22 protein-coding genes are annotated in these 20,840 nt (G+C 42.4%); 20 read left to right on the top strand and 2 right to left on the bottom strand.

The annotated features are described in order from the left end of the window. Positions 1 to 82: 82 nt before the first annotated feature. Positions 83 to 1,360: a Glu/Leu/Phe/Val family dehydrogenase gene (locus ACN6MY_RS16880; protein ID WP_419881228.1), complete on the top strand. Its 1,278-nt coding sequence runs from the start codon at positions 83 to 85 to the stop codon at positions 1,358 to 1,360. A gap of 169 nt (positions 1,361 to 1,529) precedes the next feature. Then, the gene (locus ACN6MY_RS16875) at positions 1,530 to 2,504 is read left to right on the top strand and encodes a YpdA family putative bacillithiol disulfide reductase (protein ID WP_419881227.1); all 975 of its coding nucleotides are present in this window, start codon (positions 1,530 to 1,532) and stop codon (positions 2,502 to 2,504) included. Between the two features lie 51 nt (positions 2,505 to 2,555). On the opposite strand, the gene ACN6MY_RS16870 is transcribed toward ACN6MY_RS16875, so the two are convergent. After that, entirely contained in the window at positions 2,556 to 3,485 is a 930-nt protein-coding gene (locus ACN6MY_RS16870) for an asparaginase (RefSeq protein ID WP_419884196.1), read from the bottom strand. A gap of 154 nt (positions 3,486 to 3,639) precedes the next feature. On the opposite strand from ACN6MY_RS16870, the gene prsW reads away from it, so the two are divergent. From prsW to rpsA, 8 genes are all read left to right on the top strand, one after another. After that, on the top strand, positions 3,640 to 4,305 hold the full coding sequence (gene prsW, locus ACN6MY_RS16865) for a glutamic-type intramembrane protease PrsW (RefSeq protein ID WP_419881226.1): 666 nt from the start codon (positions 3,640 to 3,642) through the stop codon (positions 4,303 to 4,305). 374 nt (positions 4,306 to 4,679) lie between these two features. Beyond that, positions 4,680 to 5,465 (top strand): spore cortex-lytic enzyme, encoded by a 786-nt coding sequence (gene sleB, locus ACN6MY_RS16860; protein ID WP_419884195.1) that lies wholly within the window; start codon positions 4,680 to 4,682, stop codon positions 5,463 to 5,465. A gap of 53 nt (positions 5,466 to 5,518) precedes the next feature. Then, positions 5,519 to 6,871, top strand: a complete 1,353-nt coding sequence (ypeB, locus tag ACN6MY_RS16855) for a germination protein YpeB (protein ID WP_419881225.1) — start codon at positions 5,519 to 5,521, stop codon at positions 6,869 to 6,871. A 185-nt stretch (positions 6,872 to 7,056) separates the two neighbouring features. Further along, positions 7,057 to 7,716: a flagellar brake protein gene (locus ACN6MY_RS16850; protein WP_419881224.1), complete on the top strand. Its 660-nt coding sequence runs from the start codon at positions 7,057 to 7,059 to the stop codon at positions 7,714 to 7,716. A gap of 87 nt (positions 7,717 to 7,803) precedes the next feature. Beyond that, positions 7,804 to 7,986, top strand: coding sequence for a DUF5359 family protein (locus tag ACN6MY_RS16845; protein WP_071351244.1), 183 nt, complete (start codon positions 7,804 to 7,806; stop codon positions 7,984 to 7,986). A 270-nt stretch (positions 7,987 to 8,256) separates the two neighbouring features. Further along, positions 8,257 to 8,931 carry a (d)CMP kinase gene (cmk, locus tag ACN6MY_RS16840; RefSeq protein WP_419881223.1) on the top strand — a complete coding sequence of 225 codons (675 nt, stop codon included), beginning with the start codon at positions 8,257 to 8,259 and terminating at the stop codon, positions 8,929 to 8,931. Between the two features lie 2 nt (positions 8,932 to 8,933). Further along, the gene (locus ACN6MY_RS16835) at positions 8,934 to 9,515 is read left to right on the top strand and encodes a lysophospholipid acyltransferase family protein (protein WP_071351166.1); all 582 of its coding nucleotides are present in this window, start codon (positions 8,934 to 8,936) and stop codon (positions 9,513 to 9,515) included. A 200-nt stretch (positions 9,516 to 9,715) separates the two neighbouring features. Beyond that, positions 9,716 to 10,852, top strand: a complete 1,137-nt coding sequence (gene rpsA / locus ACN6MY_RS16830) for a 30S ribosomal protein S1 (protein ID WP_419881222.1) — start codon at positions 9,716 to 9,718, stop codon at positions 10,850 to 10,852. Between the two features lie 161 nt (positions 10,853 to 11,013). On the opposite strand, the gene ACN6MY_RS16825 is transcribed toward rpsA, so the two are convergent. Further along, positions 11,014 to 11,148: a YpzI family protein gene (locus tag ACN6MY_RS16825; protein ID WP_071351168.1), complete on the bottom strand. Its 135-nt coding sequence runs from the start codon at positions 11,146 to 11,148 to the stop codon at positions 11,014 to 11,016. Between the two features lie 131 nt (positions 11,149 to 11,279). On the opposite strand from ACN6MY_RS16825, the gene ACN6MY_RS16820 reads away from it, so the two are divergent. The 10 genes from ACN6MY_RS16820 to ACN6MY_RS16775 all read left to right on the top strand — a co-directional run bounded on the left by ACN6MY_RS16820 (position 11,280) and on the right by ACN6MY_RS16775 (position 20,838). Further along, positions 11,280 to 11,882, top strand: a complete 603-nt coding sequence (locus ACN6MY_RS16820; protein ID WP_419881221.1) for a YphA family membrane protein — start codon at positions 11,280 to 11,282, stop codon at positions 11,880 to 11,882. A gap of 413 nt (positions 11,883 to 12,295) precedes the next feature. Further along, on the top strand, positions 12,296 to 13,606 hold the full coding sequence (gene der, locus ACN6MY_RS16815) for a ribosome biogenesis GTPase Der (RefSeq protein ID WP_071351170.1): 1,311 nt from the start codon (positions 12,296 to 12,298) through the stop codon (positions 13,604 to 13,606). A gap of 17 nt (positions 13,607 to 13,623) precedes the next feature. Beyond that, a complete protein-coding gene (locus tag ACN6MY_RS16810; RefSeq protein WP_419881220.1) occupies positions 13,624 to 14,676 on the top strand; it encodes an NAD(P)H-dependent glycerol-3-phosphate dehydrogenase in 1,053 nt (350 codons plus the stop codon). Between the two features lie 303 nt (positions 14,677 to 14,979). Beyond that, positions 14,980 to 15,177, top strand: a complete 198-nt coding sequence (locus tag ACN6MY_RS16805) for a DUF2768 domain-containing protein (protein WP_419881219.1) — start codon at positions 14,980 to 14,982, stop codon at positions 15,175 to 15,177. 13 nt (positions 15,178 to 15,190) lie between these two features. Beyond that, on the top strand, positions 15,191 to 15,913 hold the full coding sequence (locus ACN6MY_RS16800; RefSeq protein ID WP_419881218.1) for a hypothetical protein: 723 nt from the start codon (positions 15,191 to 15,193) through the stop codon (positions 15,911 to 15,913). Positions 15,914 to 16,281: 368 nt separating this feature from the next. Next, positions 16,282 to 17,760 (top strand): stage IV sporulation protein A, encoded by a 1,479-nt coding sequence (spoIVA, locus tag ACN6MY_RS16795; RefSeq protein ID WP_419881217.1) that lies wholly within the window; start codon positions 16,282 to 16,284, stop codon positions 17,758 to 17,760. 671 nt (positions 17,761 to 18,431) lie between these two features. After that, the gene (locus ACN6MY_RS16790; RefSeq protein ID WP_419881216.1) at positions 18,432 to 18,704 is read left to right on the top strand and encodes an HU family DNA-binding protein; all 273 of its coding nucleotides are present in this window, start codon (positions 18,432 to 18,434) and stop codon (positions 18,702 to 18,704) included. A gap of 236 nt (positions 18,705 to 18,940) precedes the next feature. Next, a complete protein-coding gene (gene folE, locus ACN6MY_RS16785) occupies positions 18,941 to 19,507 on the top strand; it encodes a GTP cyclohydrolase I FolE (protein ID WP_419881215.1) in 567 nt (188 codons plus the stop codon). Between the two features lie 47 nt (positions 19,508 to 19,554). Continuing rightward, entirely contained in the window at positions 19,555 to 19,785 is a 231-nt protein-coding gene (gene mtrB, locus ACN6MY_RS16780) for a trp RNA-binding attenuation protein MtrB (RefSeq protein WP_083392109.1), read from the top strand. Positions 19,786 to 20,013: 228 nt separating this feature from the next. Then, positions 20,014 to 20,838: a heptaprenyl diphosphate synthase component 1 gene (locus ACN6MY_RS16775; protein ID WP_419881214.1), complete on the top strand. Its 825-nt coding sequence runs from the start codon at positions 20,014 to 20,016 to the stop codon at positions 20,836 to 20,838. The last annotated feature ends 2 nt before the right edge of the window (positions 20,839 to 20,840 follow it).

The raw sequence follows: 20,840 nt of genomic DNA, 5'->3' as shown, positions 1-20,840 counted from the left end.
TGGTTAAGGTGTATACTATGTCATGGAAGGTGAGCCAAAGCCTGAAAATAGCCTATTAAACGAGACTTTAGGAGGTAAGCAGATGGTAGCCGAAAAAGGTACTGACCATACTAACGAAGAAGAAAAACATGATGTGCTGAAGTCTACTCAGACTGTAATACATAAAGCATTGGAGAAGCTCGGATATCCCGAGGAAGTGTATGAGCTTTTGAAAGAACCTTTACGTTTGCTCACCGTTAAAATTCCGGTAAGAATGGATGATGGATCTGTAAAGATCTTTACAGGATACCGTGCACAGCATAATGATGCAGTGGGTCCTACAAAGGGAGGAATCCGTTTCCATCCGGATGTAACGGAACGTGAAGTAAAAGCGCTTTCTATATGGATGAGCTTGAAATGCGGCATTGCTGATCTTCCTTATGGCGGCGGAAAAGGCGGCATCGTCTGCGATCCGCGCAATATGTCCTTCCGTGAGCTTGAAAAGCTGAGCCGCGGCTATGTGCGGGCAATCAGCCAAATAGTCGGGCCCACTAAGGATATTCCAGCCCCGGACGTATTCACCAACTCCCAGATCATGGCATGGATGATGGATGAATACAGCAGGATTGATGAATTTAACTCGCCTGGTTTCATTACCGGAAAGCCTCTTGTGCTTGGTGGTTCACATGGCCGTGAATCCGCCACAGCCAAAGGGGTAACAATTGTCATTAATGAAGCTGCGAAAAAGCGCGGCATAGATATTAAGGGTGCCCGTGTAGTTGTACAGGGATTCGGCAATGCCGGAAGCTTCCTTGCCAAATTCATGCACGATGCAGGCGCGAAGGTAGTCGGCATTTCTGATGCTTACGGCGCCTTATACGATCCTAATGGCCTTGATATTGATTATCTTTTAGATCGCCGTGACAGCTTTGGTACGGTTACGAAGCTATTTAAAAATACCATTTCAAACAAGGAATTGCTGGAATTGGATTGTGAGATCCTGGTGCCTGCGGCCATTGAAAATCAGATCACTGAAGAAAATGCCCACAATATACAGGCCAAAATCGTTGTCGAGGCTGCAAACGGACCGACAACCATCGAAGCCACCCAGATCCTGACTGAGCGCGGAGTACTGCTTGTGCCGGATGTGCTTGCTTCTTCAGGCGGTGTTATTGTTTCTTACTTTGAATGGGTCCAGAATAATCAAGGCTACTACTGGTCAGAAGAAGAAGTGGAAGAAAGACTGGAAAAAATACTTCTAAAATCGTTTAATAATATTTATGAAACAGCCCAGACCCGGCGTGTGGATATGAGGCTTGCAGCTTACATGGTCGGCGTAAGAAAAATGGCAGAAGCATCCCGTTTCCGCGGGTGGATTTGATAAAATAAGCCTTCTGCATTGAAACTGATTGTAAAATCTCCTATCATTATCTTGATAGGGGATTTTTTTACGTTAAAAAAAATCTCTGGATGAGCAGGAAGAGCAATTAAAATATAGTTTTTCTGCAATAAAAACCGGCTATAAAAATCCGGCTGGAGGAGTATAGGACATGAACATAGAAGATGTAATCATAATTGGCGGCGGGCCCTGCGGACTGGCAGCGGCAATCGCTCTTGAAGATGCCGGGATAAAGGGACTTGTCATAGAGAAAGGCAATATTGTCAATGCCATATATAACTATCCGACACATCAGACGTTTTTTAGCTCAAGCGAAAAACTTGAAATTGGAGATATAGCGTTCATTACAGAAAACCGCAAGCCAGTAAGAAACCAGGCCCTGGCTTATTACAGGGAGGTTGTAAAAAGAAAAAATCTCCGCATCCATTCTTTTGAACATGCTGAAAGCATTAAAAAACAAAACAACGGAACTTTCCTTGTGCAAACCTCGAAGCAGCAGTATCAGGCAAATAAAATTGTTGTGGCAACAGGCTACTATGATAACCCAAATTATATGTGCATTCCCGGTGAGGATTTACCGAAGGTCCATCATTACTTCAAAGAAGGGCACCCATTTTTTAATCATGATGTATTGGTGATTGGCGGAAAAAATTCAAGCATCGATGCTGCTTTAGAATTGGTTAAAGCAGGTGCACGGGTAACGGTTATATACAGGGGACTGGAATATTCTCCAAGCATAAAGCCGTGGATTCTGCCGGAATTCGAAGCGCTCGTCCGAAACGGAACGATTAACATGGAATTTGGGGCGGTAGTAGATGAAATCACCGAAAACACAGTGAGTTATCATACTGGCGATGTGAAAAAAACACTAAAGAATGACGCCGTTTTTGCAATGACAGGCTATCATCCTGATCATTCTTTTTTAATGAGCATGGGAATCGGCATTGATGAAGAAACAGGCAAGCCAGTCCATAATCCGGAAACGATGGAAACTAATGCAGAAGGCATATATATTGCAGGAGTTATAGCAGCGGGAAACAATGCCAATGAAATTTTCATCGAAAATGGACGCTTTCATGGCGGGCTCATTGCAAAAGATATGTCAATGAAAACTGAAGGACTATAATGAAATAGGCTCGCCCTGCATATGCATAGGATGAGCCTTTTCTTCTGTCAGCTATAAGGAAAAAATGTCACTGATGGCATCCTGGGAGCTTTCAGAATGGAGGGCAATCAGCAATTTTATCCTCGCTTTTTGCCCGTTAAGTCCATTAGAGAAGATTACACCCATTTCTTTCAGGTGTTTTCCGCCGCCCTGGTAGCCGTAGATATCCTGTGCAATGCCATTAAAGCATCTAGAAACAGCGACAATGGGGATATCTGATTCGATAAGGGACTTTATGCCTTCAATCGTTCCGGGCGGCATATTGCCCTGTCCGAGGGCTTCTATCACAAGACCGTCTATCTTCATTTCTTTCAGTGCATAAAAGAGGAGTGAATCCATGCCGGAATGGGCCTTGACCAAGGCAACCCGCTTATGGATGGAATCAATGGGATAATGCTCCTTGCCGGTAGGCTGGTGATGGAAAGAAACACCTCGCTTTGTAACGATTCCGATTGGGCCGAATTGCGGGCTTTGAAAAGTTGATATATTGCTTGTATGAGTTTTTGTCACGTTTTTCGCGGAATGAATTTCATCATTCAATACCACAAGCACACCCTTGCTTGCAGCCTCTTCACAGGTAGCTACTTTTATGGATGAGATGAAATTATACAATCCATCAGACCCTATTTCATTGCTTGAGCGCATGGCGCCTGTCACAACAACGGGGATGCTGGCATTTAAAGTCAGATCAAGAAAATAAGCGGTCTCCTCAAGCGTGTCCGTGCCATGAGTTATGACAATGCCATCTATATGCTGCACGCTTAGGGCATGATCGATTCTCATTTTTATGTTCAGCATTTCTTTTGCGGTGATATGAGGTGATGGCAGATTAAAAGGTTCATCAATAATTAAATGGGCCATTTCCGATAAAGCCCCGGAATGCAATTTCATCGGGTTTTCTTCAGAGGGAATTACCGCTCCTGTTCTTGAATCCTCCGTCATGGAAATGGTTCCGCCTGTATGTATCACTAAAATGTTTTTTTTCAACGCAGTTACCTCCGTGTTTTGATGGATCTCTGAAGGGATGAACCCTTTCGTTTTCTTTTTCCTTAATACATGATACGATTAAATAAAAAGAATGAAAAGGGGTCAGCCTATGCTGGTCATATTATCAGCGGGCATTGCACCTGGTTTGGCTCTGCTCAGCTACTTTTACTTAAAGGACCATTATGATACCGAACCATTATCTGTTGTGATAAAGGCTTTTATATTTGGCGCTTGTTTAGTGTTCCCGATTATGTTTCTTCAATATGTCCTGCAGGCGGAGAATATTGTCGGCACTGATTTTGGACATGCCTTTTTGTCTGCTTCTCTTTTGGAAGAAACCTTTAAATGGCTCATACTCATTTATGCGATTTATCCGCATGTTGCTTTCGACGAACCGTATGATGGAATTGTTTACGGTGCATCTGTCTCCTTGGGTTTTGCTACGATGGAAAACATTCTGTATTTAGTAGGAAATGGTGTGGAACACGCGTTCACAAGGGCAATATTGCCGGTTTCCAGCCATGCTCTTTTTGGCGTGATCATGGGCTATTATATCGGCAAAGGGAAATTTGCCAAATCGAAAAAGAGGGCATATGTACTGCTTGCACTGGCTATTCCGTTTTTATTGCATGGCATTTACGATTATATACTGTTGGCCCAAAAATCCTGGGGATATTGGATTCTTCCATTCATGGTATTCCTGTGGTGGCTCGGCCTGAAAAAAGTCAAGATGGCAAGGCTTCTTTCAGATTTCCATGCAAGCGGATCACTATAAAAAAGACAAACTTACAGAGGTTTGTCTTTTTTTTTGGCTCTTTTTTTCTGCTCTTTTCTTAAGATTGTTGTTTTTTATGAGTTCTCGGACGCGATTCCATTGTGAAATAGGGTTGATTAGAGAGAAAAGTGCGAAACTCTGCGGGATTAGCGGGAAGCCGGGGAAGCTCACAGCCTGCCCTGCGGAAAGCAGCATCATAAGCCCCTTGTTCCACAGCAGCAAAGTTTACGGAAACAGCGTTGTTATTCGGGGAATAAAATCTTTTATTAAGAGGAAAATAGGTTTACATCCATATATGAAAAGAGGGAGTGTATTTGATGAAAGGGGTTTCGTCAAAATGGAGGGTCTTGTTTCTGTCCTGCTGTATAGTTTGCATGCTTGCAGCACATCAAACAAAGATAAGTGCCTTTTCCGGCCAGGTCATTCAAAAAGGTGCGGTTGGTGATGATGTCATAGAGCTCCAGGCACGCCTTCAGAATATCGGTTATTTTAAAGGGAAGATTGATGGTGTATACGGGTGGGGCACATATTGGGCGCTCAGGAATTTCCAGAAGGATTTCGGTTTGCCGATTGACGGGCTTGCTGGTACAACCACAAAAAATAAGCTGGCAAAGGCCTCGAATTTTGATCGTGCGTTTGTCCATGGGCAGATAGCAAAAGGAAATGATTTTACTTACTATGGCGGAGTGGATATCAATAAGCAAATTAAGCCTAACAAAGGCATTGCCAAGCCTGCGAATCCACCTTCAAAAAATAGTCCGGCAAAAACAAGTACAGCTTCAGCAGCCAATTTGCCTGCCGGATATTCGCAAAATGATATAAAGCTTCTGGCCAATGCAGTATACGGTGAATCCAGGGGTGAGCCGTACATCGGGCAGGTTGCGGTAGCGGCGGTTATTTTAAACAGAGTGGAAAGCCCGTCGTTCCCTAACTCCATTTCAGGGGTCATATTTGAACCGGGAGCCTTTACAGCAGTCTCGGACGGGCAAATTTGGCTTACACCCAATGACCGTGCAAGGGAAGCTGTTATAGATGCCATAAACGGCTGGGATCCTACAGGGAATGCACAATACTATTTTAACCCTGAAACAGCAACGAGCAAATGGATATGGTCCAGGCCCCAAATTAAAAAAATCGGAAAGCATATTTTCTGCAAATAACAAAGCTTTCCCGGCAAGTATCTTAATTACAGCTAAGCAATGAGGTGAAAGTGATGATCAAAAATATAGGGATTGCGGTCCTCGCTGCAGCATTGATCGGGGTGTCTGTGTGGGGATATAAGGAACATAAAGAAAAAACCGCTGTTTTAATACATGCAGAAAATACATACCAGCGGGCATTCCATGATTTGGCCTATCAGGTAGATACCCTGCATGATAAAATCGGAAACACACTTGCGATGAATTCCAGAAAGTCTTTAAGCCCGGCGCTTACCGATGTATGGAGGCTCACTTCCGAGGCGCAAAATGATGTTGGGCAGCTGCCTCTTTCTTTGATGGCGTTTAATAAAACTGAAGAGTTCCTTTCCAAAATAGGAGATTTCAGCTATCGGACCTCTGTGAGGGATCTTGAAAAGGAGCCTCTTAATGACAAGGAATACGCAAATCTTAAAACTTTATATACGCAGGCTGGGGAAATACAGGATGAATTGAGAAAAACACAATACCTTGTCCTGAAAAATCATCTGAAATGGATGGATGTTGAAACTGCGCTTGCTGCAGGCAAGGCAAAGTCTGATAATACGATTATTGATGGCTTAAAAACTGTCGAAAAAAAAGTATCAGGCTACAGCGAGTCTGATACACAAAATCCCACCAATGTCAGCATGGAAAAGCAAAACGAAAATTACAGAAACTTAAAGGGGAAGGAAATAACAAAAAAAGAGGCCGTTTCGGAAGCCAGGAAATATGCGAATTTCAGCAAGTCTGCAAAAGTTTCAGCAGAAAGTAACGGAAAGGGCGCAAACTACGGGTTTTACAGCATCACCCTGACTGATCCCGCAACAAAAGATGAAGCGAATATGGATATTGCCAAAAAAGGCGGTTATCCTATTTGGATGATTAATACCCGAAAGGTAAATGATGAAAAATTGGGTCTAAATCAGGCGGAGATGAAGGCTAAACAATTTTTAAAGAGTCATCAATTTAATTCGCTGGATTTATATGAAAGCTCACAATACGACCATATAGGTTTATTTAATTTTGTCGGATCGGTGGGCGGGGTAAGGATTTACCCTGATTCCGTTAAGGTGAAAATAGCACTTGATGACGGAAGTGTCATCGGTTTCTCGGCAGAAGAATTTCTAAAATCCAATAAAATGAGAAAAATTGGAACTGCAAAGCTTTCCCTTGAGCAGGCCAGGACGAAAATCAATCCTAAGGTGAAGGTTATGGAAGAGCGGAAAGCATTGATCATTAACGATGTTGACCAAGAAGTGCTCTGCTATGAATTTCTTGGAACAATTGGTGAAGATACATACAGGATTTTCATCAATGGCAATACAGGGCAGGAAGAAAAAGTGGAAAAATTAAAGAATGCAGAACGCATGTATGACAAATTTTTATAGCTTGCAAAGCTGATTGTCCCGAATTTTACTGAATCATTAAAATTCATGGAAAGGAAAGGTACAAATGTACTTTTCCTTTTTTTCATTTCATGCAATAATTGACAGGTGAATGATATTTCGGATAATTATATCAATTTAACGGTACATAAGTAATGGGAAATTACATCTAGGAAGTGTGTGGAAAGATGATTACTATTGGCGATATATTAATTTTGGAACCTAAATTTTCACCTCAGCGCGAGAAATATAAATGCATGATTGTAGAAATGAATGAAGACAGCTTATACATTGATTATCCGGTCAATACCCAGACAGGCAAGGTCGTGTTTCTGACAGACGGATCTCAAATGAAAATGACCTTTACATCCCCTGATGGAACTGCATATCTTTTTGACTCGGAAGTGCTAGGAAGGGTGAAGGGAAATATACCGGCTATTCAAATGTCCCGTCCTGATGAAAGCACATTTATTAAAATTCAGCGCAGGCAGTTTGTAAGGGTCGAAACACCCATAGATGCAGCCATTCATCCCTTGAATCAGGAATTTCAGCCTTTTCGCGCAATTACAGAGGATATCAGCGCAGGAGGAGCTGCATTAAGGTTTGCAGGATGGCGGCATATTGAGCCTTCTTCCATGATTGCCCTGTGGCTCGTGCTGCCTTTGAAGTCCGGAGAAATTCAGTATCTCCACATGAATAGCAGGGTCATCAGGATGAGTGAAAGCGACAACGGTTTTCAGCTGCTGTCAGTGCAGTTTGCTGATCCCTCTGAAGCTGACACCCAAACCCTCCTGCGCTTCATATTCGAAAAGCAGCTTGAGTTTAAGAAAAAAGGAATCATGGGTTAAGATAGCCGTAAATATTTTTACTGAACCGTATAAAATCATCCTTTTTCTCCATACTGTGGATATAGTGATGCAAGGGTGGATAATAATATGAAAACAGTAGAAAGACTTATGGTGAAACTAATACTGATCCAGCTTATTTTCCTGATTCTTACACAGATTTGGTTTAATCAGGCCGCACCGCGGGAGCTGAACAAACTGGTCCGTTATGAGGGTGTAAACAGCAATAATTATTCAAAAGTCATAGAAACCTTTCGTGGTTTGGATGATTAAAGCGGGAAAAGCGGGAATGCCGCTTTTTTTTTGCCATAAAATGAATTGTTATTCATTTTGACTCTTAAGGATATTTCGGGTAAGTGCAGAAAATGAGCCTTTTTCCCTGTATCCCTTCTAAGTAACGGGATCGACAATGCAATCAAATTGCATTCTTCCAGAAAAGTGAAGCCTGCAAAAGAACACTTTTTTCATAGAAAACAGGTGTTTTGTGATAAAATAAAAAGAGAAATAAAACGATCAGCAAGATTGGGTATTACAGGAGGAATTATGGAAAAGAAGATATCGATTGCAATTGACGGGCCTGCTGCTGCAGGAAAAAGCACGGTGGCTAAAATTGTTGCAGAAAAATACAGCTACATATACGTGGATACAGGAGCTATGTATCGCGCCTTGACATATAAATCCCTTCAGGAAGGAATTGATCTGTCGGATGAAAATGGCCTATCTTCCCTTTTGATGGAAACAGAAATTGAGCTTATGCCAAGTGAGTTAGGGCAGCTTGTTTACCTCGATGGAAAAAACGTTACATCCGAAATCAGAAATCCTGAGGTGACAGCTTCTGTTTCAGAAGCTTCAAAGCACCGTTCTGTCCGTGAAGAAATGGTAAAAAGACAGCAGAAAATAGGCGAGCGCGGCGGAGTTGTCATGGATGGAAGAGATATTGGAACATTCGTGCTTCCAGATGCAGAAGTTAAGGTATTCCTGATAGCATCAGTTGAGGAACGTGCAGAAAGAAGGCATTTGGAGAATCAGCAAAAAGGTTTTTCTTCTGACATAGAGAAATTAAAGGAAGAAATCGCATTAAGGGACAAGCTTGATTCAGAAAGGGAAGTTTCTCCTTTGCGGAAAGCAGAAGATGCAATTGAAATAGATACAACATCATTGTCCATACAGCAGGTGGCTGAGAAAATAATGTCATTGATCGAAGAAAGGACAAGATAGGTTTGAATCTTTATAAATTCGGTAAAAACGTTGTTAAAGCATCTTTAACACCCATCTACAGAGTCAGGATCATCGGCAAAGAAAATATACCAAAAGAAGGAGGGGTCTTAATCTGTTCAAACCATATCGACAACCTGGATCCCCCTGTAGTCGGAATGACGGCAACAAGAGATATCCACTTTATGGCTAAAGAGGAGCTGTTCCGTCTTCCGCTTTTAAAGGAAATTTTGCCGAGGGTCAATGCTTTTCCTGTCAAAAGAGGGATGAGCGACAGGGAAGCCCTTCGAAAGGGTCTGTCGCTTCTTAAGGAAGGAAGGGTTCTTGGACTGTTTCCCGAAGGAACCAGAAGCAAAAACGGCGAGCTTGGTGAAGGGCTTGCCGGTGCCGGTTTCTTTGCATTACGTTCAAAGGCAGCAATCGTTCCATGCGCCATCATTGGCCCCTACAAGCTTTTTGGCAGGCTGAAGGTTGTTTATGGAAAACCAATTGATTTCAATAAATATCGCGAACAAAAAACGTCTGCGGATGAAGCCACTGTCATTATTATGGAAGAAATCCGAAAGCTGATTGCCGAGCATAAATAAGTCTTCTTGCTTGACAATTTGGCGATTTTATTGGAATTTATTAATTAGGGGAATTATTCCGAATTATGAATTTATATGAAGCTTTATGTATTTCACTCTTATAAAGGCTGGCTTTTCCCTGCTGAAGCTTTCAGTCCAGAGCATATAGCCTAATCAAGAGAAATTCTGCAGAGCAGTCATGGGTTAAGGAGGAGTTCGTAATGACAGAAGACATGAACCAAGTGGAAGTAAACAGCTATGAGGTTGGGGATAAGGTAAAAGCAAGGGTATCTAAAGTTGAAGAAAAGCAAGTAATTGTTGATGTCGAAAACAGCAAGACAGACGGCATCATCCCGATCAGCGAGCTTTCAAGCCTTCATATCGAGAAAGCAAGTGATGCAGTTTCTGAAGGCGATGAGCTTGAGCTTGAAGTAATAAAAGTCGAAGACGAAGCTATTATTCTATCAAAACGCAAAATTGAGGCGATTAAAGCCTGGGATGAGCTTGAAAGAAAGTTCGAAACCCAGGAGGTATTCGAAGCTGAAGTCAAGGATGTCGTTAAAGGCGGGCTGGTGGTCGATCTTGGAGTGAGGGGTTTCGTGCCTGCTTCATTGGTTGAAGACTATTTCGTAGAAGACTTCTCTGATTACAAAGATAAAACCCTTGCCTTTAAAATTGTCGAGCTGGAGAAAGACAAAAACCGGCTGATCCTTTCTCACCGTGCGGTCGTTCAGGATGAAAAGGAAAAGAAAAAATCCAGGGTCCTCGACTCCATCCAATCTGGGGATGTCCTGGAAGGGACTGTACAAAGGCTTACGGATTTTGGCGCATTCATTGATATCGGCGGAGTAGACGGACTCGTTCACATCTCCCAGCTTTCCCATAAACATGTGGATAAAGCCTCTGACGTCGTAACAGAAGGCGATAAGGTCCAGGTCAAGGTGCTTTCCATAGACAGAGATAATGAAAGAATCTCGCTGTCCATTAAGGATACTCTGCCAGGGCCTTGGCAGGGAATTTCTGAAAAAGCCCCAAGAGGAGCTGTTCTGGAAGGCACGGTTAAACGATTAGTCACTTTCGGTGCTTTTGTTGAAATTCTGCCGGGAGTAGAAGGACTTGTTCATATCTCGCAAATTTCCCATAAGCATATCGGCACTCCTCAGGAGGTGCTGAGAGAGGGACAAGGCGTGAAGGTTAAAGTCCTGGATGTAAATGAAGAGGAGCAGCGTTTGTCACTTAGCATCAAGGATCTTGAAGAACAGCCATCCTCGTATAATTCTGACTATGAACTTCCTGAAGAATCAAAAGGTTTCCAGCTGGGTGAAATGATCGGCGATCAGCTGAAAAAATTAAAATAAAGTCAATTTTCCCTCGCGGATTGGCAGATGACCGTCATATACTGACTGCCAGACAAAGCGGGGCAAACCTTATAAAAGCCAGCCTGGGCTAAAAGCGCTGTTTTGCGCTTCTTGCCCATAGGCGGCTTTTTTTGCGGCTCTACACTTAATCCAGTAAGGGATTAGTGTTCATTTCTTTTCCTTGCTTCTTCCGGGCTTTCCATTTTCGTTGCTCCTGGAAGGCTCAGTGATTGATCACGATCGGATTCTACACGTTTGCTCTCCCTTAATTTTTTCTCTTGGCGGTCTTTTCCCATATTTGCACACCCCCTTCTTCTGTAAGATGACTAAAAAATGGCTGTATTATGTATCGGGTTCATGACAGGATGAATGAAAGGTTTAATCCTGAATTAAAGCAGACATAATGTTTCCTATAGGAGGCGTGTGTATGGAGGGTTTGCTTTTTTATTGGATGGCATGGATGTCTTGGGTAGTTGTCATGTTTTTTATGCCAAAAACGATAAAATTCCGTTTTGTTTTGTTGTTTCACATACTGTCAGTAATATCCTTGGCAGGTTATCAGCTTGACGTGCAGAGATACAGCATAAATACCGCAGCCATTTATCTTTTCGCGGTTATATGCGCGTCCATTCGCAATAAAACGCTGAGCAATCAGATTAATTTTATATGTGCATGTGTCATTCTGGCACTTGCATATTCAAGTTTAGAGATGTTTGCCCTATTAGACCCGGTTTGGGTTATATTCAGCAAAACAGCCATGCTGGCCATTTTAATTAATTATGCGGCTATCCTTTTAATTAAAGACTGGAAAATGAGGATTTTATCCATTATTCTGGGCCTGGTGCTTGGAGACTGTTTATATGCCGCCGTCCTCTATCACATTGGCATGCCTTATCCTGCTGCTTCTTTCGAGTGGCTGGATAAAGCAGCGGTTATTATCGGAGCGGGCTTAAGCTGGGTACTGATGGAGACTGTCATCGGGCTTCTTCAAAGCTATATGAAATATGGTCAAAGGGAGAAACAGGGCTAAATGAATAGGCTCTTTTAAATTTGTGGCCTGATCTTGGAGGGCAAGCTGTTTTCATACAATCATTGTTGATTAGCTGAAAATTTGATACTATATGATAGTTAGCGGAACTGAGGAATGAAAAACCATGCGGATACAAAGCCATGGGGCATGACGGCCAGGTCTGATGGAATCTTTTCCAATCAAGCCATTTTTGCAGGTTCGCATGCCAGGATGCAAAATTTTGCGATCTTCTAACATCTTTTGCGGGATAAGACTGAAATCAAGAAGCGGTCTTATGTAAGACTGCTTGTGGCATACACGTCGTACACCCGCAATGAAAGATGGAAATCAACAATGCAGACTTTAAACCATAATAATGAATGCATTCATGAATTTCATGATAACAGATACAGCTTATGAAAGGGTGAGAAGCAATGCCAAAACCGGTAGTTGCAATCGTCGGACGTCCGAACGTTGGGAAATCGACCATTTTTAATAGAATAGTGGGCGAGAGGGTTTCCATTGTTGAAGATGTACCAGGCGTGACAAGAGACAGGATTTACAGTTCAGGAGAATGGCTGAACCATGATTTTAACATTATTGATACAGGCGGAATTGATATCGGGGATGAACCGTTTCTTGAGCAGATACGCCAGCAGGCGGAAATTGCCATTGATGAAGCGGATGTTATCATTTTTATGACTAATGGCCGTGAAGGCGTGACAGGCGCCGATGAAGAAGTCGCAAAAATCCTTTATAAATCGAAAAAGCCTGTAGTGCTTGCTGTCAATAAAGTGGACAATCCTGAAATGAGAGAACAGATTTATGATTTCTATTCACTGGGATTCGGCGAACCATTCCCGATTTCGGGATCTCACGGATTGGGTCTTGGAGATTTGCTTGATGAAGCTTCAAAGCATTTTCCGCAATTTAATGGCCAGGATTACGATGAAGATGTCATCAAGTTCAGTTTAATCGGAAGGCCTAATGTCGGGAAATCCTCACTCGTTAATGCGCTTCTTGGCGAAGACCGCGTTATTGTAAGTGAAATCGAAGGAACGACAAGAGATGCGATTGATTCTCCTTATACATATAATGGCAGGGAATATGTCATTATCGATACGGCTGGAATGAGGAAAAAAGGAAAGGTTTACGAAAGTACAGAGAAATATAGTGTACTGAGGGCCTTGCGGGCAATTGAACGCTCCGACGTTGTGCTTGTTGTCCTGAATGCAGAAGAAGGCATCAGGGAACAGGACAAAAAGATAGCCGGCTATGCACATGAAGCAGGGCGAGGCGTCATTATCGTCGTAAATAAATGGGATGCCATAGAAAAAGATGAAAAAACGATGAAGGAATTTGAAGAAAACATTCGCGCGCATTTTCTGTTTTTGGATTATGCTCCAATCGTTTATTTATCTGCTAAAACAAGGAAACGGACACATACATTGCTGCCGATCATAGATAAAGTCAGCGAAAGCCATGCCCTGCGCGTGCAGACGAACGTTCTGAACGAAGTCGTGATGGACGCTGTTGCCATGAACCCGACTCCGACGCATAATGGAAGCCGTTTGAAGATTTACTATACCACCCAGGTGGCGATAAAGCCTCCAACCTTTATCGTATTTGTAAATGACCCTGAGCTTCTGCATTTTTCATATGAAAGATTTCTTGAGAACCGGATTCGTGATGCCTTTGAATTCGAGGGTACACCAATCAGGATCTTTGGCCGGCAAAGAAAATAAAAAGGGCGGTGCTAATAATGGCAGAAACAAAACAAACAGTGGCCGTCATCGGTGCTGGAAGCTGGGGAACTGCACTTGCCATGGTGCTTGCCGACAACCAGCATGAAGTAAGGCTGTGGGCCCATAATGAGGACCAGATTGCAGAAATCAATGAACATCATACAAACCATAAATACTTGCCTGATATCACTTTGCCTGAAAGAATTACAGGTTATCATTCCCTCACGCAGGCTTTGGATGGGGTAACTGTTGCGGTTTTGGCTGTTCCGACAAAAGCGATACGTGAAGTGCTTGCAAAAGCATCAGCAGAAGCATCGCAGCCTCTTATCATCGTTCATGTCAGCAAGGGAATCGAGCCGGATACGCTACTTCGCATTTCAGAAATGATCGAAGAAGCCGTTCCGGGGGAATTACTGGAAGAAGTTGTGGTATTATCCGGTCCAAGCCATGCGGAGGAAGTAAGCCTCCGCCATCCTACAACAGTAACCGTATCTGCACGTGATATGAAAACGGCTGAACAGATACAGGATCTGTTCATCAACCAGAATTTCCGGGTTTACACGAATCCTGATATCATTGGTGTAGAAATAGGCGGCGCCCTGAAGAACATCATTGCACTTGCTGCTGGAATCACAGATGGACTGGGATATGGCGATAATGCCAAGGCAGCACTGATCACCCGCGGCCTTGCGGAAATTTCGCGTCTAGGAACAGCGATGGGGGCAAATCCCCTTACCTTCTCCGGCTTGACAGGAATCGGGGATCTGATTGTGACCTGTACAAGCATCCATTCCAGGAACTGGAGAGCGGGAAATATGCTTGGCAAAGGTAAAAACCTCGATGAAGTGCTTGATAGTATGGGCATGGTTGTCGAGGGTGTAAGAACCACAAAGGCTGCATATCAGCTGGCAGAAAAATATCAGGTGGACATGCCGATTACAAAGGCGCTATACAATGTGCTGTTTAATGGCCAGGATGTTAAGGATTCTGTTGATGCCTTGATGACTCGCATGAAAACAGGCGAAATGGAAGACTTGTTTAATATATTGGATGAAAGAAAGAATGATTGACCATTAGGCTTTATCAGGGAAAGGAAAGGAAATTTGCATGAATTGGGCATTTCGTGGTGCAAATTTCCTTTTTCCTGCATACAATGCAACGAAAGTAAGCTGGTATTGCAGCCTGGCAAGGGTAATTTAGTCGATGACAGAAGATGTTATTCATGATATCTTCTGTTTTTTTTGCTCCTCACCAGATCGGCTATTTGGGGTTAAGGTCATCACGACCAAATAAGTAACGCGGCATCTTGTTATTTTATTCTATATTAGGAAATGAATATGTTATAATATGACCTGGATAGAGGAGTGATATTTATGACACCAGCGCTTCAGAAAATGTGGATTTCATTTGCAGCCATGTTTTTTATGGGAATATCAATTATAGCCATATACATAAGCCGTAATAAATTAAGGGGATTCCTTAAACAGATTACTGCTGTTTTTGCATACATACTTATGATCTTAGCCGGCCTGATAATATTTATCATCGTTTTCAGCGGGCCGACCGATTAGGCGGGGCGAAACTATGAAAAACTTAAAAATGATTTCTATTTCACTATGTATTTTACTGTTGCTTGCCGGATGTGCGTATCCTCATGAAAAGATGTCAAAAAACCTGGTACCATATCGTGAACAAATCCAGTCAGTTCAAACGGCTGTCAACCAGTTTCAAAAGGATGAAGACGGAATCCTCCCGATAAAAACGAAGCCGGGAGATACCCCGATTTATCAAAAATATATTATCGATTTTACAAGGGTTTCCCCTAAATACATGGCAGAGCCTCCTGGTAACTCTTTTGAATCAGGTGGGGTATTTCAATATGTGCTCGTTGATCCCGAGCATCATCCGACAGTGAAATTATTTGATGTCCGGCTGGCCGATGCCATCCAGAGCCTTTCAATGAGGCTGAACAGCTACAGGCAGGACCATGGTTACCCTCCATTTAAAGAAAGGCTGTCTGCTGATGTTTTCACCCTGGATTATAAAAAGCTTGGATTAAAGGAAGCCCCAGCTGTCATGAGCCCTTACTCTAAAAAAGAGCTGCCGCTGGTCATCGATTCCGATGGTGAAATTTTTGCGGACTATACACCGGATCTGTACGATTTCCTTCAAAAATACAAAAAAACCTTTAAAAATGGAGAGGATATCAGAAGTATCCTTGTGGAACATTCTGATTTTGTACCTGCCTATTCATTGCCGTATACAATTGACCCAAAAACAAATAAGCCGATATTCCTTACAAAATAGTCATAACCCTTCTTCTGCAAAATATATTGTAGTAGAAGGGTTATTTTTTATCATCTTCTAAAATTTCCGTAACGGCCAGCAGAACTGCCGGGAATTCGTTATGGAGACTATTTATTGATTTATTTAAATAATAGCGGCCCTTATATAAAAACATTCGCGCAAAAACAGCCAGATAGGGCGCCTGTTTCTGCAGTACCTGCTACCCTGGCTTGTTTTCAGAAGCAATTTTGGCAAATTAAATTTGTATGGAGGAATGCACATAACTCTGCAAAAGGAAGAATAAATTTTTAGGACAACATCATATGATTATAATGTCCGAATGAAATAAGCTGATTGATCCCAAGACTTTAAATGCGGGAGGGGTTCCCTTGGAAAAGGTAGATATTTTTAAAGATATAGCGGAGCGTACAGGCGGTGATATTTATTTAGGTGTAGTCGGTGCAGTTAGGACCGGTAAATCTACATTCATTAAAAAGTTCATGGAGCTGGTGGTCATCCCTAACATTGGCACAGAAGCTGACAGGGCACGCGCCCAGGATGAACTGCCGCAAAGTGCTGCAGGCAAGACGATTATGACAACCGAGCCTAAGTTTGTTCCTAACCAGGCAGCCTCTATCCATGTTTCTGAGGGACTTGATGTAAACATCAGGCTGGTGGACTGTGTTGGATATACAGTGCCTGGTGCGAAGGGGTATGAAGATGAAAATGGCCCCCGGATGATTCATACGCCATGGTATGAAGAGCCCATTCCCTTTCATGAAGCAGCTGAAATAGGCACAAGAAAAGTGATTCAAGATCATTCCACTCTAGGTGTCCTGATTACAACAGACGGAACGATCGGTGAAATACCGCGCAAGGATTATCTCGAGGCAGAAGAACGGGTTGTCGAAGAATTGAAGGAGGTTGGGAAGCCTTTTATCATGATCGTAAACTCTGTTCAGCCGCACCATCCTGATACTGTTGCTCTGAAGGAAAATCTTCAGGATAAATACGATATTCCAGTCCTTGCGATGAGCGTGGAGGGAATGAGGGAAACGGATGTATACAGTGTGCTCCGGGAAGCACTGTATGAATTTCCTGTCCTTGAGGTGAATGTTAATCTTCCAAGCTGGGTAATGGTGCTGAGGGAGAATCACTGGCTTCGTGAAAGCTATCAGGAAGCCGTTAAAGAAACAGTGAAAGATATTAAACGGTTAAGGGACGTGGACCGTGTTGTGGGCCATTTCAATGATTTTGAATTTATTGATCATGCAAGCCTTGCGGGAATTGAAATGGGGCAGGGAGTCGCGGAAATTGATTTATACGCGCCTGACGAATTGTATGATGATATTTTAAAAGAAATAGTCGGCGTTGAAATAAGGGGGAAAGATCATCTTTTGTCACTTATGCAGGATTTTGCTTATGCTAAAGCAGAATACGATCAGGTGGCTGATGCTCTAAAAATGGTGAAGCAGACAGGGTACGGGGTTGCAGCTCCTTCATTGAATGATATGAGCCTCGATGAACCGGAAATTATCCGGCAGGGCTCACGTTTTGGAGTCAGGCTGAAGGCTGTCGCGCCTTCCATTCATATGATTAAGGTAGATGTTGAATCAGAATTTGCACCGATTATCGGTACAGAAAAACAAAGTGAAGAGCTTGTTAGATATTTAATGCAGGACTTTGAAGATAACCCATTGTCCATCTGGAATTCCGATATTTTCGGCAGGAGCCTGAGCTCTATCGTGAGAGAAGGAATCCAGGCAAAGCTTTCTCTAATGCCTGAAAATGCACGTTATAAGTTGAAGGAAACACTGGAAAGAATCATAAATGAAGGTTCGGGCGGCCTGATAGCCATCATTTTATAGAACAGGCATAAGATCAATTCCATTGTGGATTGATCTTTTTTTGATAGGATCTTTTCTTAAAGATTGTTGTTTTTTAATGAGTTCTATGAGGCAATCCCATTGTTAAATCGGGTTGATCGGAGCGTAAGGTGCGAGACTCCTGAGGGATTAGCGGGACAGGTGAGACCCCGCAGGCGCAGCTGAGGAGTCTCACCGCTTGCGTGGAAAGCGAGCATCCTGGAGCGGAAATCAACCACCTTGTTCCATAGCAACAAAGTTTACGAAAACAGCCTTTTAAAAAACAAAAATGAAGTGAAAAAAACCTTGGTATAACTGTGTTTTAAACGAATTACAGTGTTTAAACAACCATATTTAGGGAAAGAATCAGGTATACAGAAGGGAAAATTTTTAATATATGCAAATTCTTATGAAAAGATTCCCATTATTTTTTGAATTTCCTTGCTAAGAGAATGCCATTTATGATAATCTACATACAGAAAACGCGTAAAGACGCCATTTTAACCTGACTAATGCATGTTCCCGGTCCTTTTCCGGATATGCCAATGCTAAACTGCCATCGTTTTTTTTGCTAATGGACAGGATTAGTGTTGCAGCTAAAAGTAACAAATCACTATTATACAGTGTTTGTAATATTGATTTTTTATAAAGTTCTTTGGGAGGAGGTGAATGGCATGAACAAAACAGAATTAATTAACGCAGTTTCAGAAGCAGGAGAGCTTTCTAAGAAAGACGCTACGAAAGCTGTTGATGCTGTTTTTGATACAATCTTAGACGCTTTGAAAAGTGGAGATAAAGTTCAATTAATTGGTTTTGGCAACTTTGAAGTCCGTGAGCGTGCGGCTCGTAAAGGGCGCAACCCTCAAACTGGCGATGAAATCGAAATCGCTGCAAGCAAAGTGCCGGCATTTAAACCAGGTAAAGCACTTAAAGACGCTGTTAAGTAATTACATACTGACTGTTAGCGTTAAGGGAGGACCACGTGAAACAAAGCGTGGTCCTTTTTGCTTCTTATTTTTAAAGTGTGATAAGATACATTACAGCTGGGATATTTGCTAAAATAGAGCATATGCCAAAATTTGCGGTAAATCGGAAATCCTATTTCTGCCCCGCGTGTCAGCAGGGCAATCATGGATACGATTGTGATATACATAATGAATGATTGATTTTAGGAGGATGAACCATGGCAAATGTAAACCATGAAAAAATAGAAGAAGCAATACGGATGATACTGGAAGCGGTCGGAGAAGATCCTGAGCGCGAAGGATTGCTTGATACACCGAAGCGGGTTGCAAGGATGTACGAAGAAATTTTTTCAGGCCTGAACCAGGATCCAAAGGAGTACTTTGAAACAATATTCGGCGAGGACCATGAAGAGCTAGTGCTCGTAAAGGATATCCCGTTTTATTCTGTATGTGAACATCATCTTGTGCCTTTTTACGGTAATGCCCATGTTGCTTATATTCCTAAAAACGGCCGTGTTACAGGGTTAAGCAAGCTTGCGAGAGCAGTAGAGGCTGTGTCGAAAAGACCGCAGCTGCAGGAAAGGATCACTTCTACAGTAGCAGACTCCATCATGGAACAGCTGGAGCCGCATGGAGTAATGGTGGTTGTGGAAGCAGAGCACATGTGCATGACAATGCGCGGAGTCAAGAAACCTGGTGCAAAAACCGTTACTTCTGCAGTAAGGGGAGTATTTGCTGAAGACCACCGCACCAGATCTGAAGTGCTGTCATTCATCAAAAATTAACCGATAATCCAAGTGAAAGGCGGCGGGTAATAGTGGAAGAGAAAATCATGAATGATTTTGTAGTGATAAAAGCGATAGAAGACAGCGTCAACGTCATTGGGCTTACACGGGGTACGGATACAAAATTTCATCACTCTGAAAAGCTGGACTCCGGGGAAGTGATGATCGCCCAATTCACTGAGCATACGTCTGCGATTAAAATAAGAGGACATGCTAAAATTTATACTCCGTATGGAGAAATTGAAAGCGAGTCAAAAAAGAGTTCTTCTGACAAATAAGGATGACCGTATATTATTCTCTTTTTAAAAAATATCCTGGCGCCTATCACATGGGAACTTGCTATAATGCCGTAATGCATACCGTTCAGTTGCTTTATTGCAAAAATAATGTGTTCAAAGTACCAACCTAATATTTTTATGTTATAATGATGTGGGTTTTTTAAACGGCAAGAACACTAAACTGAACATTAATTAAAATTATCTTACGGGGATGCAAGGTGATCTCAATTGTTAAATATAAATAATCTTTTAACAAAATTAAAAGGAATGATTGAATCAAAGGCAAATCATCCATATCTCGCCGAGTTCCTGGATAAGCCCTTGATCGATGAAGATAAACTGCTGCTTTTATGGGGCCTATTCAATGAATTGGATATGCCTGAAGAAGACAAAAACAGCAGCATCTTATCTGCCATGCTGATGCAGGTCGCTCTCGATACGCATGAGAACGTCACGAATTCTGTGGAAAGCGGCGAAAGCGGTAAAGTGCTCAGAACCCGGCAGCTGACTGTCCTGGCTGGTGACTTTTATAGCGGTTTATATTATCAAATCCTGGCAGATGAAGAAAACCTGCCGTTAATCCGCATATTGGCCAGCGCGACAAAAGATATGAACGAGCATAAAATCGCCTTATATCAAAAAACGATAGATGAAACGTCCGGCCTGCTCTATAGCCTGGGGGTAATTGAATCCTCTTTGATATATAAAACAGCCGATCTTTATAAATTGCCTTTGTGGATGGAATTATCACGAAGCCTGCTTTTATTGAACCGGCTTCAATCGGAAAAGGACAGGTTTTTAACTGGCGGGAAGTCACTTGCCATGGAAATCCTTGCGAAGATTTCCTTTTCCAATAAAGACAAATACAGCGAATTGTCAAATGAACAAAGAAAATTCCTGCTGAATAAAATGGACCACTGCATCATATATGCACAAAAGTCAGCCAAACAGGCAGCGGACAAGCTTTCTCCAGCTAGCCTGCTAAAAAAGAGAATAAGTGCAATCCTTGAACAGACAGCCGTTGCAGCAAGTTCATTCGTGGAAGAGGGGTAAGC

This window comes from Peribacillus sp. B-H-3, assembly GCF_048572925.1.
GTDB lineage: Bacteria > Bacillota > Bacilli > Bacillales > DSM-1321 > Peribacillus.
The sequence above is the reverse complement of the archived record's forward strand: the minus strand, read 5'-3'. Positions and strand labels throughout refer to the sequence as shown.

Bases quoted from the DNA above. Each gene is read 5' to 3' on its own strand.
- ACN6MY_RS16880 (WP_419881228.1), top strand. From the start codon at position 83: ATGGTAGCCGAAAAAGGTACTGACCATACTAACGAAGAAGAAAAACAT.
- ACN6MY_RS16875 (WP_419881227.1), top strand. From the start codon at position 1,530: ATGAACATAGAAGATGTAATCATAATTGGCGGCGGGCCCTGCGGACTG.
- ACN6MY_RS16870 (WP_419884196.1), bottom strand. From the start codon at position 3,485: ATGACGGAGGATTCAAGAACAGGAGCGGTAATTCCCTCTGAAGAAAAC.
- prsW (WP_419881226.1), top strand. From the start codon at position 3,640: ATGCTGGTCATATTATCAGCGGGCATTGCACCTGGTTTGGCTCTGCTC.
- sleB (WP_419884195.1), top strand. From the start codon at position 4,680: ATGCTTGCAGCACATCAAACAAAGATAAGTGCCTTTTCCGGCCAGGTC.
- ypeB (WP_419881225.1), top strand. From the start codon at position 5,519: ATGATCAAAAATATAGGGATTGCGGTCCTCGCTGCAGCATTGATCGGG.
- ACN6MY_RS16850 (WP_419881224.1), top strand. From the start codon at position 7,057: ATGATTACTATTGGCGATATATTAATTTTGGAACCTAAATTTTCACCT.
- ACN6MY_RS16845 (WP_071351244.1), top strand. From the start codon at position 7,804: ATGAAAACAGTAGAAAGACTTATGGTGAAACTAATACTGATCCAGCTT.
- cmk (WP_419881223.1), top strand. From the start codon at position 8,257: ATGGAAAAGAAGATATCGATTGCAATTGACGGGCCTGCTGCTGCAGGA.
- rpsA (WP_419881222.1), top strand. From the start codon at position 9,716: ATGACAGAAGACATGAACCAAGTGGAAGTAAACAGCTATGAGGTTGGG.
- ACN6MY_RS16825 (WP_071351168.1), bottom strand. From the start codon at position 11,148: ATGGGAAAAGACCGCCAAGAGAAAAAATTAAGGGAGAGCAAACGTGTA.
- ACN6MY_RS16820 (WP_419881221.1), top strand. From the start codon at position 11,280: ATGGAGGGTTTGCTTTTTTATTGGATGGCATGGATGTCTTGGGTAGTT.
- der (WP_071351170.1), top strand. From the start codon at position 12,296: ATGCCAAAACCGGTAGTTGCAATCGTCGGACGTCCGAACGTTGGGAAA.
- ACN6MY_RS16810 (WP_419881220.1), top strand. From the start codon at position 13,624: ATGGCAGAAACAAAACAAACAGTGGCCGTCATCGGTGCTGGAAGCTGG.
- ACN6MY_RS16805 (WP_419881219.1), top strand. From the start codon at position 14,980: ATGACACCAGCGCTTCAGAAAATGTGGATTTCATTTGCAGCCATGTTT.
- ACN6MY_RS16800 (WP_419881218.1), top strand. From the start codon at position 15,191: ATGAAAAACTTAAAAATGATTTCTATTTCACTATGTATTTTACTGTTG.
- ACN6MY_RS16790 (WP_419881216.1), top strand. From the start codon at position 18,432: ATGAACAAAACAGAATTAATTAACGCAGTTTCAGAAGCAGGAGAGCTT.
- folE (WP_419881215.1), top strand. From the start codon at position 18,941: ATGGCAAATGTAAACCATGAAAAAATAGAAGAAGCAATACGGATGATA.
- mtrB (WP_083392109.1), top strand. From the start codon at position 19,555: ATGAATGATTTTGTAGTGATAAAAGCGATAGAAGACAGCGTCAACGTC.